13 protein-coding genes are annotated in these 16,976 nt (G+C 66.8%); 10 read left to right on the top strand and 3 right to left on the bottom strand.

Annotated features, from left to right (window positions below; genetic code table 11):
- Nucleotides 1–21 precede the first annotated feature (21 nt).
- From E3O46_RS05935 to E3O46_RS18205, 4 genes are all read left to right on the top strand, one after another.
- The gene (locus E3O46_RS05935) at nucleotides 22–1,557 is read left to right on the top strand and encodes an ABC transporter permease (RefSeq protein ID WP_134561297.1); all 1,536 of its coding nucleotides are present in this window, start codon (nucleotides 22–24) and stop codon (nucleotides 1,555–1,557) included.
- Between the two features lie 67 nt (nucleotides 1,558–1,624).
- Nucleotides 1,625–2,311, top strand: coding sequence for an ABC transporter ATP-binding protein (locus E3O46_RS05930; RefSeq protein ID WP_134561296.1), 687 nt, complete (start codon nucleotides 1,625–1,627; stop codon nucleotides 2,309–2,311).
- Between the two features lie 64 nt (nucleotides 2,312–2,375).
- Complete coding sequence (locus E3O46_RS18210) at nucleotides 2,376–3,611, top strand: Acg family FMN-binding oxidoreductase (RefSeq protein ID WP_166791025.1); 1,236 nt, start codon at nucleotides 2,376–2,378, stop codon at nucleotides 3,609–3,611.
- A complete protein-coding gene (locus E3O46_RS18205; RefSeq protein WP_134560012.1) occupies nucleotides 3,608–4,267 on the top strand; it encodes a TetR/AcrR family transcriptional regulator in 660 nt (219 codons plus the stop codon). Before E3O46_RS18210 ends, E3O46_RS18205 begins: the two co-directional genes overlap by 4 nt.
- On the opposite strand, the gene E3O46_RS05920 is transcribed toward E3O46_RS18205, so the two are convergent.
- Nucleotides 4,264–5,454 (bottom strand): MFS transporter, encoded by a 1,191-nt coding sequence (locus tag E3O46_RS05920; protein WP_134448864.1) that lies wholly within the window; start codon nucleotides 5,452–5,454, stop codon nucleotides 4,264–4,266. The genes E3O46_RS18205 and E3O46_RS05920 overlap by 4 nt on opposite strands.
- Before the next feature lie 61 nt (nucleotides 5,455–5,515).
- Complete coding sequence (locus tag E3O46_RS05915) at nucleotides 5,516–6,184, bottom strand: GntR family transcriptional regulator (protein WP_134561295.1); 669 nt, start codon at nucleotides 6,182–6,184, stop codon at nucleotides 5,516–5,518.
- Nucleotides 6,185–6,341: 157 nt separating this feature from the next.
- On the opposite strand from E3O46_RS05915, the gene E3O46_RS05910 reads away from it, so the two are divergent.
- From E3O46_RS05910 to E3O46_RS05885, 6 genes are all read left to right on the top strand, one after another.
- Nucleotides 6,342–7,730, top strand: coding sequence for an FAD-binding oxidoreductase (locus E3O46_RS05910; RefSeq protein ID WP_134561294.1), 1,389 nt, complete (start codon nucleotides 6,342–6,344; stop codon nucleotides 7,728–7,730).
- Nucleotides 7,731–7,998: 268 nt separating this feature from the next.
- Nucleotides 7,999–10,263, top strand: coding sequence for a formate C-acetyltransferase (gene pflB / locus E3O46_RS05905; protein WP_134448867.1), 2,265 nt, complete (start codon nucleotides 7,999–8,001; stop codon nucleotides 10,261–10,263).
- Nucleotides 10,264–10,359: 96 nt separating this feature from the next.
- Nucleotides 10,360–11,226 carry a pyruvate formate-lyase-activating protein gene (gene pflA, locus E3O46_RS05900; protein ID WP_134448868.1) on the top strand — a complete coding sequence of 289 codons (867 nt, stop codon included), beginning with the start codon at nucleotides 10,360–10,362 and terminating at the stop codon, nucleotides 11,224–11,226.
- 192 nt (nucleotides 11,227–11,418) lie between these two features.
- The gene (locus E3O46_RS05895) at nucleotides 11,419–11,910 is read left to right on the top strand and encodes an aromatic ring-opening dioxygenase LigA (RefSeq protein ID WP_174775116.1); all 492 of its coding nucleotides are present in this window, start codon (nucleotides 11,419–11,421) and stop codon (nucleotides 11,908–11,910) included.
- Nucleotides 11,911–12,087: 177 nt separating this feature from the next.
- On the top strand, nucleotides 12,088–13,812 hold the full coding sequence (locus E3O46_RS05890) for a cellulase family glycosylhydrolase (protein WP_134561293.1): 1,725 nt from the start codon (nucleotides 12,088–12,090) through the stop codon (nucleotides 13,810–13,812).
- Between the two features lie 121 nt (nucleotides 13,813–13,933).
- Nucleotides 13,934–16,129 (top strand): transglycosylase domain-containing protein, encoded by a 2,196-nt coding sequence (locus E3O46_RS05885; RefSeq protein WP_134561292.1) that lies wholly within the window; start codon nucleotides 13,934–13,936, stop codon nucleotides 16,127–16,129.
- 164 nt (nucleotides 16,130–16,293) lie between these two features.
- Here E3O46_RS05885 and E3O46_RS18200 read toward each other — a convergent pair whose 3' ends face one another.
- Entirely contained in the window at nucleotides 16,294–16,974 is a 681-nt protein-coding gene (locus E3O46_RS18200; protein ID WP_166791019.1) for a hypothetical protein, read from the bottom strand.
- Between the last annotated feature and the right edge of the window lie 2 nt (nucleotides 16,975–16,976).

The raw sequence follows: 16,976 nt of genomic DNA, 5'->3' as shown, positions 1-16,976 counted from the left end.
AGTCCCCGGAACCGGAGACTCATGTTCTATACCTACCTGCGTCGGGAACTTGCGGGCCGTCGCAAGCAGACCGCCATCGTCGCGATCGGCATGGCCCTCGCCATCGCGCTGGTCATCATCGTCAACTCGGTGTCGAGCGGAGTCCAGCTCGCCCAGGCATCCGTTCTCGAGTCCGTGTACGGCGTCGGCACCGACATCACCGTGAGCCAGGCCCCTGCTGCCGCCGCGACGCCGGGCACCGGAAACGGCGCGCCCCAACGCTTCGACTTCGGTTCGGCGGACGGTGCCGCAGCGGACGGAACCACGACGATCAGCCGCAGCAGGCTCACGGCTGAACGCGGGACGGAGACTTTCGCCTCGACCGGTCTCGACTCGGTGCGCGCGGTTCCGAACGTCAGTGCGGCCGCTGCGACGCTCCTGCTGAGCAACTCCACCTTCAGCGGCGCCCTCCCGACCCGCAGCCAGGGCGCCACCCGGCCATCGACCGGCCAGGGCGCTCCGTCAGGCCAGAGCGCTGAGACGCCGCCGACGGGCGGCCCCGACGGTGCGGGCGGCAGCTCGTTCAGCGTCGACTCCTTCACCGTGCTCGGGCTGAACCCGGCCGACGCAGCCGTCGGCCCGCTCTCCGCCGTGACGCTCACAGCCGGGCGCTCGCTCGCGAGCACGGATGCCGGTGCGAACGTCGCCGTCCTCGACGCGAGCTACGCGACGACCGCCTCCCTCGCCGTCGGCGGCACCGTCGTTATCGCGGGCACCGACTTCAGCATCGTCGGGCTGGTCTCCGCGGCGACCGCGGACAGCGCGACCGCGGCCAATGTCTACATTCCGCTCGACGTCGCCCAGTCCCTCGCGGCCCTGCCGGGCCAGGTCTCCAACATCTACGTGCAGGCGGCGTCGTCGACGGACATCAACCAGGTCCAGGCGGACATCAGGACCGCACTGCCCGCAGCGACCGTCAAGACCCAGGCGGACCTCGCGTCGAGCGTATCCGGGTCGCTCGCGAGCGCATCGAGCCTCGTCTCCAACCTCGGGTTGTGGCTCTCCCTGATCGTCCTCGCAGCGGCGTTCCTGATCGCGATCCTCTTCACGATCTCCGGGGTCACCCGGCGCACCCGTGAGTTCGGAACGCTCAAGGCGATCGGGTGGTCCAACGGCCGGATCGTGCGCCAGGTCGGCGGCGAATCGCTCGTGCAGGGCCTGATCGGCGGCGTCGTCGGGATCGCCGTCGGGCTCGCCGGGATCCTCGTGATCAACATCATCGCCCCGACGTTGACCGCAGGGGCCTCGACGGCCGTGCAGGCGGTGGGCCGCGGGGCCGGGGCCGCCGGCGGCGCGGGAGGTGCGGGAGGCGCAGGCTTCGGCCCTGGCGGTGGCGGATTCGGTGCCGCAACCCAGGCGGCCACCCAGTCGAACATCGTCCTGACGGCGCCCGTCACGGTATCCGTGATCCTGATCGCGGTCGGACTCGCCGTTCTCGGCGGCCTGCTCGCCGGAGTGATCGGGGGGTGGCGAGCCTCCCGGCTCCGGCCGGCGGAAGCCCTGCGCAGCATCGCGTAGCACTGCCTGCGTCACCCGATTCGATTCGCTCCGATTCTCACTTTCAGCTTCCAGAAGGAACCAGACCATGTACCAGCTGACGAATGTCACCAAAAAGTATGACCAGGGCAAGCGCTCGGTGACCGCGCTGCAGGACGTCACCGTTTCGATCCCCGATGGCCAGATGGTCGCGATCCAGGGGCCGACCGGTGGCGGCAAGTCGACCCTCCTGCAGATGCTCGGGGCACTTGACCGCCCGAGTTCCGGATCCGTGTTGCTCGAGACGGAGCACCTCGGCAGTTCGAACCTGTCGAGCCTCGGGGACTCCCAGCTCGGTCGCATCCGCGCCACCGAGATCGGCTTCGTGTTCCAGGGCTTCAACCTGATCCCGACGCTGACCGCCCAGGAGAATGTCGAGACGGCGCTCGCGCCGCTCGGCGGGACGAACGCCGCGCGCCGGGAGCGCTCGGCGGCCGCCCTCGAGGCCGTCGGCCTCGGGGACCGCCTCGGCCACCTTCCCGCCGAACTCTCGGGCGGCCAGCAACAGCGGGTCGCGATCGCGAGGGCACTCGTCAAGGACCCGACCGTGCTCCTCGCCGACGAGCCGACCGGCAACCTCGACGAGGAGACCAGGGACGAGATCATGGACCTGCTCGAGGGGCTCTGGCGGGCACAGGGCCTCACCCTGATCGTGGTCACGCACGACAGTGCCGTCGCCAGGCGCGCCCAGCGCCGCCTGCACATCAAGGCCGGACGACTCACCGAACTCGCCTGACTGCCGGGCTCGCCTGATGACCGCCGGGCTCGACAAACATTAGAGTAAAGACTCTAATGGGAGTATGACGCCCGACAGGACACCCAGGAACGACCGGAACGAGCCGAAAGGCCGGTACGACAAGAAGGGGCGGACGTCGACCCGGCGTTCGTTCCTCAAGGTCGCCGGCATCGGCCTGGGGACGATCGCGATCGCCGGCGCCGCAGGCCTCACCTGGCGCGCGGTCGACGGTGGCGTGTTCGCGAGCGGGACAGGCGAGGCATTCGCCGCATGGGCGCAGGCCGGCCCGGAGGCGCATGACGCCCTCGGCCTCGTTCGGGCCGCCGTGCTCGCCGCGAACGCGCACAACGCCCAACCCTGGCAGTTCAGGGTCGCCGACAACCGGATCGACGTCTTCGCTGACACGACCAGGAACCTCGGGACGATGGACCCGCTGCTCCGGGAGATGGACGTCTCGCTCGGGTGCGCGATCGAGAACATCGTCGTCGCGGCACCCGCGAACGGGAAGAAGGCCGCCGTCACCCTGCTGCCGGACCCCGCGGACCCCACACACGTCGCACGGATCGACCTTCAGGCGGCGGAGGCATCCGTCTCACCGCTGTTCACCGCGATCGCATCCCGACACACCGACCGCAACTCCTATGACCTCACGCGGCCCGTGAGCGCCGCGGAGCTGGCACGGCTCAGCGGACTCATCGACGAGACCGTCGCCGAACTCGTCTGGTTCTCGGACCCCGCGGAGAAGAATGCGTTCGGTGCCCTGACCGTCCGCGCGACCGAGGCGATCATCGCAGACCCGCAACAGGTGGCGGACGACGCCGCCTGGTACCGCACCGACTGGCACGAGATCCAGTCGAAGAAAGACGGCATCACGATCGACCCGTCCGGGCAGTCGGAATTCATCAGGGCCGTTTCGAAGGTCATTCCCGTTTCGACGGCCCAGAACAACGCGGGCTGGCTCGCCGGCACCAGGGACAGCCAGGTCCCCACGGCCGCGGCCTTCGGAGCGCTCGTCGTGCGCGACCCGCTCGACACCGGCGAGCGTCTCGCCGTCGGCAGGGCCTGGCAGCGCCTGCACCTGAGCATGACGGTCGACGGGGTGAGCGCCCAACCGCTCTGCCAGCTTCCGGAACGGATCGACAGGGAACGCTCGACGGGCCTCAACCCGGACTTCGGCGACGCGCTGGCCGCGCTCCTGCCCGCCGGCCGCCACGCGATCATGACCTTCCGGATCGGACATCCGACCGGCTCGGCCCTGCCGAGCCCTCGACGCCCCGCGCGGGAAGTCGTGCTTTCGTGAGCCGGGTCCCGACCACGGTGACGGCGGGGGAGACCAGGGCCAGGATCCTCTTCGTCGCCCTCGGCCTCTTCAACGAACGCGGCACCGCCGCCGTGACCACCAACGCGATCGCGGCGGCCGCCGGAATCAGCCCGGGCAACCTGTACTACTGGTTCGGCGGCAAGGACGAGATCGTGCGCGAGCTGCATGCCCAGCGCGTGACGGCCTATGAATCTCTCTGGGAGGCATCCGCTGCCGGGGGAGGGGACGGGCCTGAACGCCTGGACCCCGAGCAGGTACTCGACCGCCTCGGTGCCGGTGTCGCGCTGACGCGGCAGTACGCGTTCCTGGCCCGCGACCTCTTCGGCCTGCTGCACGCGGACCCGGTGCTCGCCGAACACTACCGGCTCGTGCGCGCCCGGCGCCTCGTCAGGTTCAGCGAGATCGCCAGGGGCTGGCGTGAACACGGCGAGATCCGCCCGCTCGGCGATCGGGAGCTCGATGACCTCGTGCGGGCGCTCTGGATCCTCGCCGAGTCCTGGTTCGCCTTCGAGGAGCTCGACGGGGCGGACACCGGAGGGCCTTCGGATTCCACTGCAGATTCCACCGGCGGGACGCGCTACCTGCGCGCCGTCCTCACGCCGTACCTCAGCGCCCCTTTACCCGGGCGGGGCTAGACGCGGCGGATGCCCCAGGCCACGACGGCGAGGGACGCCGCGCAGACGACACCGAGCAGGGACATCAGCAGGGTGTAGCTCGCGACGGCGTTGAGCGCCGCGAAGAGGACCGGCAGCAGGAACCCGAGGTAGGTGAGGCTGTAGTACACGCCCGTGATGCCGGCGAGGTCGGCAGGGGTGGAGATGCGCTGCACCTCGACGAGGCCCGCGACGACGCACACGCCGTACGCGGCGCCGAGCACGATCGCCGTGACGAGGGCGACGATCGGGGACAGGGTCGCCGCGGCGCAGATGGAGAGCAGGATGCCGACGAGCATCATGCCCATGCCGACGACGAGCGCTCGCCCGTTGGTGCGTGTGTTGATCCGGGCGACCTGCGGCTGGACCAGGGCCCCCGTACCGAGGGTGACGACCGTGAGCAGGGTCGCGTATGCGAGGTTGAACTCGCCGAGCTGGGTGTCGACGAGCTTCGGCATGATCGCGTACGCGATCCCGGCCGCGCCGAAGACCCAGGGCGCTGAGGGCGCGATGACGCGCAGGAAGCGGCGATGCCCGGCGAGAGGAACCGCAAGGTCACGCCAGAACGGGCGGTGCGCCCGATAGCGCGGCACGGTCTCCGGCGTCGTGACGAGCAGGGGCAGTACGGCAAGGCTCAGCACGATGTGGACGAGGTAGGGGGCGAGCGTCGGCATCGGGCCCCACTGGGCGAGTGCGCCGGCGACGCCGGCACCGAGTCCGAAGCCGAGGGTGAGGGTCAGTGCCGGGCGCCGGGCGCCTGCCACCGTGTCAGCGCGCTTGTCGAACGGCGCGGCGGAGAGTTCCTTGAGCCACGCCGTTCCGACCGACATCGCAACGCCCACGCTCAGCCCGGCCAGGAAGCGGCCGAGGCACAGCATGACCGTGCTCGAGAAACCGAAACCGAGAAGGATGCTGGCCACGAGTCCCGTGATCACGCCCGCGATCGCGAGGGGCTTGCGTCCATACCGGTCCGAGAGCGCCCCGGCGAGGAGGAGCCCGGGAATCAGGCCGACGACGTACGCCCCGAGGAAGACATCCGCCATCACGGTCGTGTAGTGGCCGAGCGCCTCGTACATGTGCAGCAGCGGGGTGAAGTGGTTGCCGCCCCAGGCCATGACGAAGATGGCGGGTGCTGCGCGGAGCCAGGCGGGAATGGTACGGGGAATCATCGGACTTTCGGAACGCGATCGGGGATGGACGGTGGTGGTGGTGGTCAGGGGACCGTGGCGGTCAGGCGACCCTGGTGGAGAAATGCCCGGCCTCGACATGTTCGCGGAGGGCACGGTCGTACGCTGCGGTGTCTCCGCTGGACACGTGACCGGCCAGGGTGCGGTGCTCGGCGAGAAGGCGTTCGAGGTTGCGGGGGTCCCGGGAAGCGACCCGGTGGGTGAGGCGTTCGAGCCTCGGGCCGAGCTGGGCGTAGAAACCGTCGATCACCCGGTTGCGGTTCTCGTCCACGATCCGGGAGTGGAAGCGGTGGTCTGCCCTGGCGAAGGTGAGCAGGTCACCGCTCGCAGCGGCATCCGCCTGGATCTCGATCAGGGCGGCGAGGTCGGTGTCCACCGCGCCTGTCCCGCCCTCGCGTTCGCCCAGGAGCCGGACGGCGGTCGTCTCGAGCATGATGCGCACCTGGAGCAACTCGGCGGTCTCCGCCTCGTCGAGCGCGGTGACGACGGCGCCCTTTTTCGGGAAGAGCCGGATCAGCCCGCGGGCCTCGAGCGCGAGGAAGGCTTCGCGCACCGGTGTGCGGCTGAGTGAGAGGGCTCCGGCGATCTCCCCCTCGGTCAGGAAGGAGCTCGCAGGGAGGGACCCCGAGATGATCAGGTCCGCGACGTGCGTGTAGGCCCTCTCGACGGCGGAGGCCCCGGCCGGCATGAGGGAGGCTGATTCGGTCGGCATACCCCCAGCCTAGCCATAGATACATCAATAACTACAAGTCGGCTGCGGAATATACCGCCTCATATACTGGGCAAACGCCCCGATTGAGGCACACCCACCGCCGGGCCGCAGGCCTTTCGCCCGGTGCCGGCTCGTCCACTCTGACCCAGAGGCCCCCGTGACTGAAACGCTTTCCCCGCAGACGATCCTCGACGAACTCGCCACGATACTGCCGCCCGTGCAGCTCGTGACCGGACAGGCGACCGATGCGTATCTCACGGACCAGTCGGACGGCACCGCTGCGGGGGAGCCCCTCGCCGTCGTGTTCCCCAAAAGCACCGCCGAGGTTGCGGCGGTCGTCACCCTCGCAGCGGCCAACGGCATTGCGCTCGTGCCGCAGGGTGCCCGCACCGGACTCGCCGGCGGTGCGAACGCGATCACCGGAGCCATTGTCGTGAACCTCACCCGGATGAACCGGATCGTCTCCGTCGACAAGGCAGACCAGACCGCGACGGTCGAGGCCGGCGTGCGCACATACGCCCTGGCCAGGGCCGCCGCGACCGCCGGCCTCTTCTACCCGCCGGACCCCGGCTCGTGGAAGGGCTCGACGATCGGCGGCAACGTGGCCACCAACGCCGGCGGGATGCTGTGCGTCAAATACGGCGTGACGGGTAACTTCGTGCGCCGCCTCACGGTCGTCCTCGCGGACGGCTCCATCGTGCACACGGGGCAGCGCACCATCAAGGGTGTCGCCGGGTACAACCTGACGGCGCTCCTCGTCGGGTCGGAGGGCACCCTCGGGATCATCACCGAGATCACGGTCGGGCTGCTGCCTGCCCCTGCCCCGGCCTCCGGCGTGTCCGCGACGTTCTCGACCACCGCGGAGGCCCTCGCCGCCGCCGCACTGATCGTCACGAACAACCGGCGTCCGAGCGTGCTCGAATTCCTCGACGGATCCTGCATCACCGCGATCAACGCCTTCGACCCCGCGTCCACGCTCCCGGAGGGTGCTGCAGCACTTCTCCTCGTGCAGTCGGATGCCGCGGGGCAGGCCGACGACGACGTCGCAGAATACGCGCGCATCCTCGAGGCCGGGGGAGCGGGCGAGATCGTCATCGCGCACGACGCCGCGCACCTCGACCAGCTGATGAGCGCGAGACGCCTCCTCCAGCCGGCCCTGCAGGCCGCGCGCGGTGCGAGCCTCAACGAGGACGTGACCGTTCCGCGGTCGCAGCTGCAGGCGCTCCTCTCCGGCCTTCAGGAGATTTCCAGCGAACTCTTGATTCCGATCAGCACCGGAGGGCACCTCGGCGACGGGAACCTGCACCCGGTGATCGGCTTCAACCCCGACCTGCCCGCGGAGGTCGATGCCGCCCACCGCGCGTTCAAACGGGTGATCCAGCTCGCCGTCACGCTGGGTGGGTCCGCGTCGGGGGAACACGGGATCGGCCTGCTCAAGCAGGCGCACCTCGACGACGAACTCGGCCTCGCCGTGCGGGAGCTGCAGCGCCGCGTCAAGCTCGCTTTCGACCCCGCCAGCCTGCTGAACCCCGGAAAGAAGCTCTAGCCGCCAGGTTTGAGAATTCTCAGGATCGTCACTCCCCGCAGTGGATTACCGGGGTTTGGCTGTGCTAGGCGAGTCCTTTTAAACGCGCGGGCGAGAGACGCGGCGGAAGAACCCCCCGACCGGCCCTTGCCGGGGAGTAGTGTTGGAAAAAGAGAGCGGACCACGGTGCATCGGTGCACGTCTGGCGCCTCGTGTCCCCCCGCTCACTACCCCGAGCGCGGGATCTTCCGCGGCGGGAAAGCTCAATCCCACGAGGAGAGTAGTCCACATGACAATTACAGAGGGCGTCCTCAGCGGCGACACTTCGATGCAGCACGGCAAGGCGGAATTCGTTTCCGGGCCGTGGCAGGATTCGATTAACCTTCGCGATTTCATTCAGCGCAATTACACGCCGTATATCGGCGACGCGTCCTTCCTGGCCGGGCCGACTGCCCGCACCACGGGAGTCTGGGCCAAGTTGTCCGCGATGTTCCCCGAGGAACGTCGTAAGGGCGTCTACGACATCGACGCCTTCACGCCGTCCTCCATTACAGCCCACAAGCCGGGCTACATCGACAAGGACAATGAAGTCATCGTCGGCCTCCAGACGGATGCGCCGCTCAAGCGCGCGATCATGCCGTTCGGTGGATGGCGCATGGTCGTCAACTCCCTCGAGACCTACGGCTACCCCGTCTCTCCCGAACTCGAGAAGATCTTCACCGACTACCGCAAGACCCACAACACCGCCGTGTTCGACGTCTACCCTCCCGGTGTGCGTCGTGCCCGCAACAGCCACCTGATCACCGGTCTTCCGGATGCCTACGGCCGTGGCCGTATCATCGGCGACTACCGTCGTGTCGCCCTCTACGGCGTCGACGCACTGATCGCCGGCAAGAAGAACGACCGCGCCGAGCTCGACATGGAGCCCTCGACCGAGGACATCATCCGCGCCCGCGAGGAAAACTCGGAGCAGATCCGGGCCCTCAAGGAACTCGTCCAGATGGCCGCGTCCTACGGCTCCGACATCTCCAAGCCGGCCCAGACCGCCCAGGAAGCCGTCCAGTGGCTGTACTTCGCGTACCTCGGTGCCGTCAAGGAACAGAACGGCGCTGCAATGTCGTTCGGCCGTAACTCGGCCTTCCTCGACGCGTACATCGAGCGCGACCTCGCCGACGGCACCATCACCGAAGAGGGCGCCCAGGAGCTCATCGACGACCTCGTCATCAAGCTCCGCATCGTGCGCTTCCTGCGTACCCCGGAATACGACGAGATCTTCGCCGGCGACCCGACCTGGGTCACCGAGTCCCTCGGCGGCATCGGCGAAGACGGTCGCCCGCTCGTCACCAAGACGGCGTTCCGTTTCCTCCAGACGTTGTACAACATCGGCGCAGCACCGGAGCCGAACCTCACCGTTCTCTGGAACGACGGCCTTCCCGATGGATTCAAGCGCTTCTGCGCCCAGGTCTCCATCGACACGTCGGCGATCCAGTACGAGTCCGACGACCTCATCCGCGCCGAGCTCGGTGACGACGCTGCGATCGCCTGCTGCGTCTCCCCGATGCGCGTCGGCAAGCAGATGCAGTTCTTCGGTGCTCGCGTCAACGCCGTCAAGGCGCTGCTCTACTCGATCAACGGCGGCAAGGACGAGGTTTCCGGCAAGCAGGTCGCCCCGGCGACCGCGCCGAACCTGGACACGATCCTCGACTATGACACCGTCTTCGCGAACTACCTCGTCACGCTCGAGTGGCTTGCCGAGACCTACGTCACCGCGCTGAACTGCATCCACTACATGCACGACAAGTACGCGTACGAGCGTCTCGAAATGGCTCTCCACGACAAGGAAATCGTTCGCACGATGGCCTGTGGCATCGCCGGCCTGAGCGTTGTCGCCGACTCCCTGTCCGCGATCAAGTACGCCAAGGTGCGTCCGGTCCGCGACGACAACGGACTCGTCATCGACTACACGATCGAGGGCGAATTCCCCAAGTTCGGTAACGACGACGACAAGGTCGACTCCATTGCGATCGACGTCATGGAACGCTTCATGAACATGATCCGCAAGCACCCGACCTACCGCAACGCGATCCACACCCAGTCGATCCTGACGATCACGTCCAACGTGGTCTACGGCAAGGCAACCGGCAACACGCCCGATGGCCGTCGCAAGGGTGAGCCGTTCGCTCCGGGTGCAAACCCGATGAACGGCCGCGACACGCACGGCATGCTCGCGTCGGCGCTCAGCGTCGCCAAGCTGCCGTTCAGCCAGGCGCAGGACGGCATCTCGCTCACGAACACGGTCGTCCCCAGTGGCCTCGGTCACACCAAGGACGAGCAGATCACGAGCCTCGTCGGACTCATTGACGCGTACACGGAAGCCACCGGCTACCACATCAACGTCAACGTGCTCAACAAGGAAACCCTTGAAGACGCCATGCTGCACCCGGAGAACTACCCGCAGCTGACGATTCGCGTCTCCGGCTACGCGGTCAACTTCGTGCGCCTCACGCGCGAACAGCAGATGGACGTCATCAGCCGTACGTTCCACCAGCGCTAAGGATTCACCAGCGCTAAGGATTCACCAGCACCGAAGATTCACCAGCACTAATATCCACCGATAACAGATGGCGGCGACGCTGAGTAGGACGAGACAATGCCCGCAATAAACCTCGGCCTACCCAGCGTCGGCCCCGCCATCGCACTCGTCGCGCTGGAGGACGGCAAGACTCCCAGCACCGAACAAGCTGAACTTGCCGAACTCCATCACCTCGAGATGGCCGCGATTCACAACGGCTCGGTGGCGAGCGTCCATTCCTGGGAACTCGTCACGGCCGTGGACGGTCCCGGAACGCGGATGACCCTGTTCCTGTCCGGGTGCCTGTTGCGTTGCCAGTACTGCCACAACCCGGACACCTGGAAGATGCGCGACGGGTTGATCACCACCCTCGACGACCTGGTCACGCGCCTCAAGCGCTACAAGGGCGTCTTCGACGCAACCGGGGGAGGCCTCACCATCTCCGGCGGTGAGCCGCTCATGCAGCCGGCCTTCGTGGAGCGCATCTTCGAGGAATGCCACAAGCTCGGCATCCACACCACCCTGGACACCTCGGGGTTCCTCGGGAAGAGCGCGTCAGAGACGCTGCTCGACAACCTCGACCTCGTGCTTCTGGACGTCAAGTCCGGTCTTCACGACACGTACAAAGAGGTCACCGGGCGTGAGCTCCAGCCGACACTCGATTTCGGCGATCGCCTCGCGGAAAAGGGAATCCCCGTCTGGGCCCGCTTCGTGCTCGTCCCCGGACTGACCGATGCCGTCGACAACGTCGACGCCGTCGCGGAAATCATTTCCCGCTGGCCGAACGTCGAGCGCGTCGAAGTGCTCCCGTTCCACCAGATGGGCGAGGACAAGTGGGACCGGCTCGAGATCCCGTACCCGCTGCACGGGGTGACGCCCCCCGACAACGATCTGCAGGAGCGCGTGCGGGAGCAATTCCGCGCGAGGGGCCTGACCGTTTTCTAGGCGAAACCGGCGTTCAGACGCTGGGAAAGGCGCGGCATCCAACGGATGCCGCGCCTTTCCTCCGCCACCGTGCAAACGTTTACCACCAATGTTGCAATCGGCAGAGAAAATGTGATGAATGCGCTTTCATTACTGGCAGACTGGGGGGTAACACGAGTGTCACGACAGGCGCGACACCAGGAAAGGTATCTCATGACAACCGCTACGACAACGGCTGCCCAGCCCCTGATCGCCGGTTCCGGCCAGGCGCGTATTCTTCGGATTATCGGCCTCCTCGGCATTATCGGCGGCCTCGTTATGCTCCTCGTCGGCGGCGTCGTCTGGGGCACCGTCAGCAGCCAGCTGGCCGGCGAGAAGATTACTGTCGCGGCCGACGCATCGTTCCTCGCCGGAACGACCGTCGACAACCCCCTCTCCGCCCTCGCGCAGGCGAACATCATTAACCACCACGCCATGGAGGCCTCGGGCGGCAAGACGTACGCCGAGCTCGCCCAGGACGACAAGGTCCGCCCGACGGTCATGACCGCGTCGCTGCTGCGCGCCTCGCTCTTCACCTCGATCGTCGCCTTCGGCGTCTCCTTCTTCGCCATGGGCCTCGGCATCCTCGTCGGCCTGTTCGGCTGGGCGATCTTCGTCCTCACGCCGCACGCTTTGAAGAAGACCGCGGTTCCGGCCGTCGCCTGATCCGATCCGGCAGTATCGAACGGGCCTCGCGGTAGTCGCGGGGCCCGTTTTCTGTGCCCGGCGCAGCTTGTTACCGTGCCGAAACACGGGAACCCCTACGATGGGGCTAACGGACGATCTTGCCGCCCCGAGGGGTGGCCATCGGGAACCACGTCCGCGGAATACTGGGGGACCAGCATGAGTGCTCGCGACAGCTATGCCACGAGGCAGATTTCCCCAACGGCGTCGGTACGACCGCGGCGCGGAGGCGCCACCGGACGCCTGGTCGCATTCGTGGCTGCCGCCCTGCTCCTGACGGGCGGCCTCGTGACGGCGGCTCCGCAGCCGGCGGCATTCGCGGCATCCTCCGTCAGTGCGCCGTCCGGCTGGCTGCACACCGCGGGTGGCACGATCCAGAACTCCGCCAACCAGACGTATGTCGTCAAGGCCATCTCCTGGTTCGGAATGGAGACGAGCAACTGCGCCCCGCACGGACTCTGGACGATCGGCCTCGACGCCGGCCTCGCGCAGATCAAGTCGCTCGGATTCAACACCCTGCGGCTGCCGTTCTCGAACGAGTGCCTCGGCGGGGCCCCCAGCAATTCGATCAACTACGCGGTGAATCCGACCCTCGCGGGACTGACCCCGCAGCGGCTGATGGACACGGTCATCGCCCGGGCGAAGGTCGCCGGACTCAATGTCATCCTCGACCGGCACCGTCCGGATTCCGGAGCCCAATCGGAGCTCTGGTACACGGCGCAATACAGTGAAGCCAAGTGGATCAGCGACTGGCAGGCACTCGCCACCCGGTATAAGAATGATCCGACCGTGATCGGCTTCGACCTGCACAACGAACCGCACGGGCAGGCATGCTGGGGCTGCGGTAACCCCGCGATCGACTGGCAGGCGGCCGCGACCCGCGGTGGGAACGCCGTGCTCGCCGTGAACCCCCGGCTGCTGATCCTCGTCGAGGGCATCGAGAACCAGGCCACCGGCGGATCCACCTGGTGGGGTGGCGGCCTGAGCGGTGTCAAGGGCAAGCCTGTCATCCTCTCCGTCGCGAACCAGGTGGTGTACTCGCCGCACGACTACCCGGCGACGGTCTACGCGCAGAAGTGGTTCAGCGCGGCCAACTACCCGGACAACCTCGCCACCGTCTGGGACCAGAACTGGGGCTACATCAGCAAGACCGGGATCGCACCGGTGCTGCTCGGCGAGTTCGGTACGAAGCTTGCGACCGAATCCGACCAGAAATGGCTTGCCAAGCTCGTACCGTACCTCTCGAGCAACGGCATGAGCTTCGCGTACTGGTCGTTCAACCCGAACAGCGGCGACACCGGCGGCATCGTCAAGGACGACTGGGTCACCCCGGAGGCGGCAAAGCTCACGGCCCTCACGCCGCTGCTCGGTGCAGGGACTCCGATCGTCGTTCCGCCGACTGCGACGCCGACGCCGACCGCTACTCCGACTCCGACCGCTACTCCGACTGCGACGCCGACTCCGACGGCGACTCCGAAGCCGACCGCTACTCCGACTGCGACGCCGACTCCGACGGCGACTCCGAAGCCGACCGCTACTCCGACGCCGACTCCGACCGCCACTCCGATTCCCGTCCCCGGCACGGCCTCGATCACCACGACGTGGAACCTGCAGAGCGCGTGGGGCGCCGGCTACGTCGCCGACTTCCAGGTGAAGAGTGCGACCGGTGCCAAAGCCTGGAGCGTGACCTGGTCCGATCCGACCGTGACTGCGGTGACCAACGCGTGGGGGATGACGTGCACGGTCAAGGTCAGGACCTCGATCACGTGCACCGGAGCGGGTTGGGCGAGCACCATTCCCGCGGGGCAGAGCGTCTGGGTGGGCCTTCAGGTCGAGGCGACCAAGGCCCCGGTAGCACCGGCGCTGATCCTCACCGCCAGGTAAGCTCCCCGGCGGGCCAGCTCGACATCCGTTGCCCAGACCTGATCGCTCCGATAACGATCGTGAGACGCCCCTAGCAATTCTGTCGGCGCCGGGGTTCCATGAACCGTGATGGGGGGTTCAGATGCGGACGACGGAATTCCAGGAGCGGCGCACGCCTCGGGGTGTGATCGGCGGGCTGGTCGGGCTTGTGGCCATGAGCGGGGTTGCCGGACTCCTGATCGCCGCGTCGGTGACGCCCGTCGTCGCGCTGTCGGGACTCGCCGTGACGGACACGATCAACACCTTCCAAAGCCTTCCGGAATTCCTGTCGATCGACAGGCTCTCCCAGAAGAGCAACATCTACGCGATGCGGGGTGATGGCTCTCCCTACCTGCTCGCCTCCTTCTATGACCAGAACCGGATCGAGGTCGGCTCGGACTCGATCAGCCCCTTTGTGACGGATGCCGCGGTCTCGAGTGAGGACCCGCGCTTCTATGAACACGGCGGCATCGACATGCAGGGCACGATCAGGGCCGGACTCAGGGTGAGCCTTGGCGGGGAAACTCAGGGCGGGTCGTCCATCACTCAGCAGTATGTCAAGAATGTCCTCGTTCAGAAGTGCGAGGTACTCTCCGACCCCGTGGCGCGCGACTCCTGCTACACGACGGCCACCCGAACGAGCGCCGAGCGCAAACTCAAGGAGATGCGGCTCGCGATCGGCGTCGAGAAGAAATACTCCAAGAAGGACATCCTTCGCCAGTATCTCAATATCACCGGCTTCGGAGGAACGGTCTACGGAATCGAGGCGGCCGCCGAGTACTACTTCAACACGACGGCGGCGGCCGTGAGCCTGCCGCAGGCCGCGAGCCTCGTCGCCATCATCAACAACCCGGTCAAGTTCCAGCTCGACGACCCGAACAGCGCCTCCAACGGTACGGCGAACGGCTACGCGGCGAACCGGGACCGCCGGGACTATATCCTCGGGACGATGCTGAAGTACGGCACGATCGGACCGGACGATTATGCGGCGGCGGTCGCGGCACTGGTCGAACCCAGCATCCACGAGCCCAGTACCGGGTGCCAGACCGCGGGCGGAAGCGCCTATTTCTGCGACTACGTGACCCATGTGCTTCGGAACGACCCGGCGTTCGGGGCGGATGCCGACACCCGGCTTCTCAACTTCCGCCGGGGTGGCTACAACGTCTACACAACCATTGATCTGGACCTTCAGAATGCCGCGGAGGCCACGATGAAGCAGAATGTGCCGTCGACCTTCCCCGGCTGGGATGTCGGCGCTGTCATCTCGAGCGTGCAGGTCGGCACCGGTCGGGTGCTTGCGATGGTGCAGAACAAGGACTACAGCCAGGATCCTGTCGTCGAGGCCACGGGAGCGAACTACACGAGCATCAACTACAACACCGACTATGCCGATGGCGGTTCGAGTGGCTTCCAGCCGGGTTCCGGGTACAAGGTGTTCACCCTCGCCGAGTGGCTCACGGAAGGTCACGCTCTCTACGAACGCGTCGATTCCCGCCGCAAGGCCAATTGGGGCACCTTCCAGGACAGCTGCCTCGGCCCGCAGAACTACGACAAGGAGAAGTGGAACCCGAAGAACGACGCCAACGAGAGTGGGGCGCACTACAGCGCCCTCGAAGCCACCGTGGGTTCGATCAACACCGGGTACATCGGGATGGCCAAGAAGCTCGACCTGTGCGGAATCCGTAAGACGGCTGAGGCATTCCGGATGCACCGCGCTGATGCGACCCCTCTCCTGCAGAGCGCTGCGTCGGTGATCGGCACGAATGAGATCGCGCCGTTGAGCATGGCCGTCGCGTTCGCGGGAATCGCGAACAGGGGGGTGACGTGCAGTCCGGTCGTGATCGACCGCATCGTTGGCCCGACCGGTGCTGAGGTTCCCGTGCCGACCAGCGAGTGCGCGGCTTCCGTCAACCCCACGGTTGCGGCGGGCATGGCCTACGCCATGCACAAGGTCATGACGACCGGGACAGGGCAGCAGTCGAACCGGGGCATGGCGCCGCAGGTGCCCGTGATCGGAAAGACCGGTACGACGGATGGCAATAAGGACACCTGGATGACCGGGTCGAGTACGAAGGTCGCAACCGTCGTCGCGGTGGTCAGCCTCACCGGCGATGCGAACCAGCGGACCACATACTTCGACAGCGGCCAGGCCGCGACCGCCCGGCACCGGATGTGGCCGGCGGTGATGTCGGTCGCGAATGCGAAGTACGGTGGAGATGACTTCATCGAAGCCAATCCGACGCCGACTCAGACACCGAGACCGACACCGGCGCAGACTCAGACTCCGACGCCCCGTTAAACACAGCGCTGAGGGTTTTCCTTCCTGAGAGTTTCTCAGCTATGAATGTGTCGTGAGTTCCCCGTGATTACGGCGATCTCTCAGTTTTTTTGTTTGTCAAGCCCCTAGCGCAGCCGTAAAACTGGGGGTATTTTCCGGAGCCGTGTACTTCGAATGGGTTACAGTCAACCCATCGAAAATGCGTGTCGTAGGTTCTGTGGATGGATTTGTGATCGGCGCGTTCCGGTCATTTGAAAGGCAAAAAACTCTATGCAACAGCTCTTTCGTCGCGCCGAGAAGTCCTCGCCGCGTAGTACAACCGCGCGTCGCAAACTCGCAGGCGGTGTCCTGGCCGCAACGGCGGCCCTGTGCATCGCCGTCGGCACAACGGCCTCCTGTGCGTTCGCCTCCGGCGACTCCTCGTCTTCGTCGTCCCGCTCGTCGTCCGGTTCATCGTCCGTGAGCGCACCGTCAGGCTGGCTCGCCGTGACCGGGGTGTGGTCACACCGTAAGAACCACCACAACGGAACTCCGACTCCGACTCCGACTCCGACGCCTGCGCCGACGCCGACGCCTGCGCCGACGCCGAAGCCCACGCCGGCTCCGACGCCTGCGCCGAAGCCCACGCCCGCGCCGACGCCGAAGCCCACCCCGACTCCGACTCCGACTCCGACGCCTGCGCCGACGCCGAAGCCCACCCCGACTCCGACTCCGACTCCGACTCCGACTCCTACGCCTACGCCGACGCCGAAGCCCACCCCGACTCCGACTCCGACTCCTACGCCCACGCCTACGCCGACGCCGACGCCTACTCCTACTCCTACGCCGACGCCGACGCCTACTCCGACGACGCCCCCCATCGCCATCG

It is taken from the genome of Cryobacterium glucosi, from assembly GCF_004402235.1.
GTDB classification, from domain to species: domain Bacteria; phylum Actinomycetota; class Actinomycetes; order Actinomycetales; family Microbacteriaceae; genus Cryobacterium; species Cryobacterium glucosi.
The sequence above is the reverse complement of the archived record's forward strand: the minus strand, read 5'-3'. Positions and strand labels throughout refer to the sequence as shown.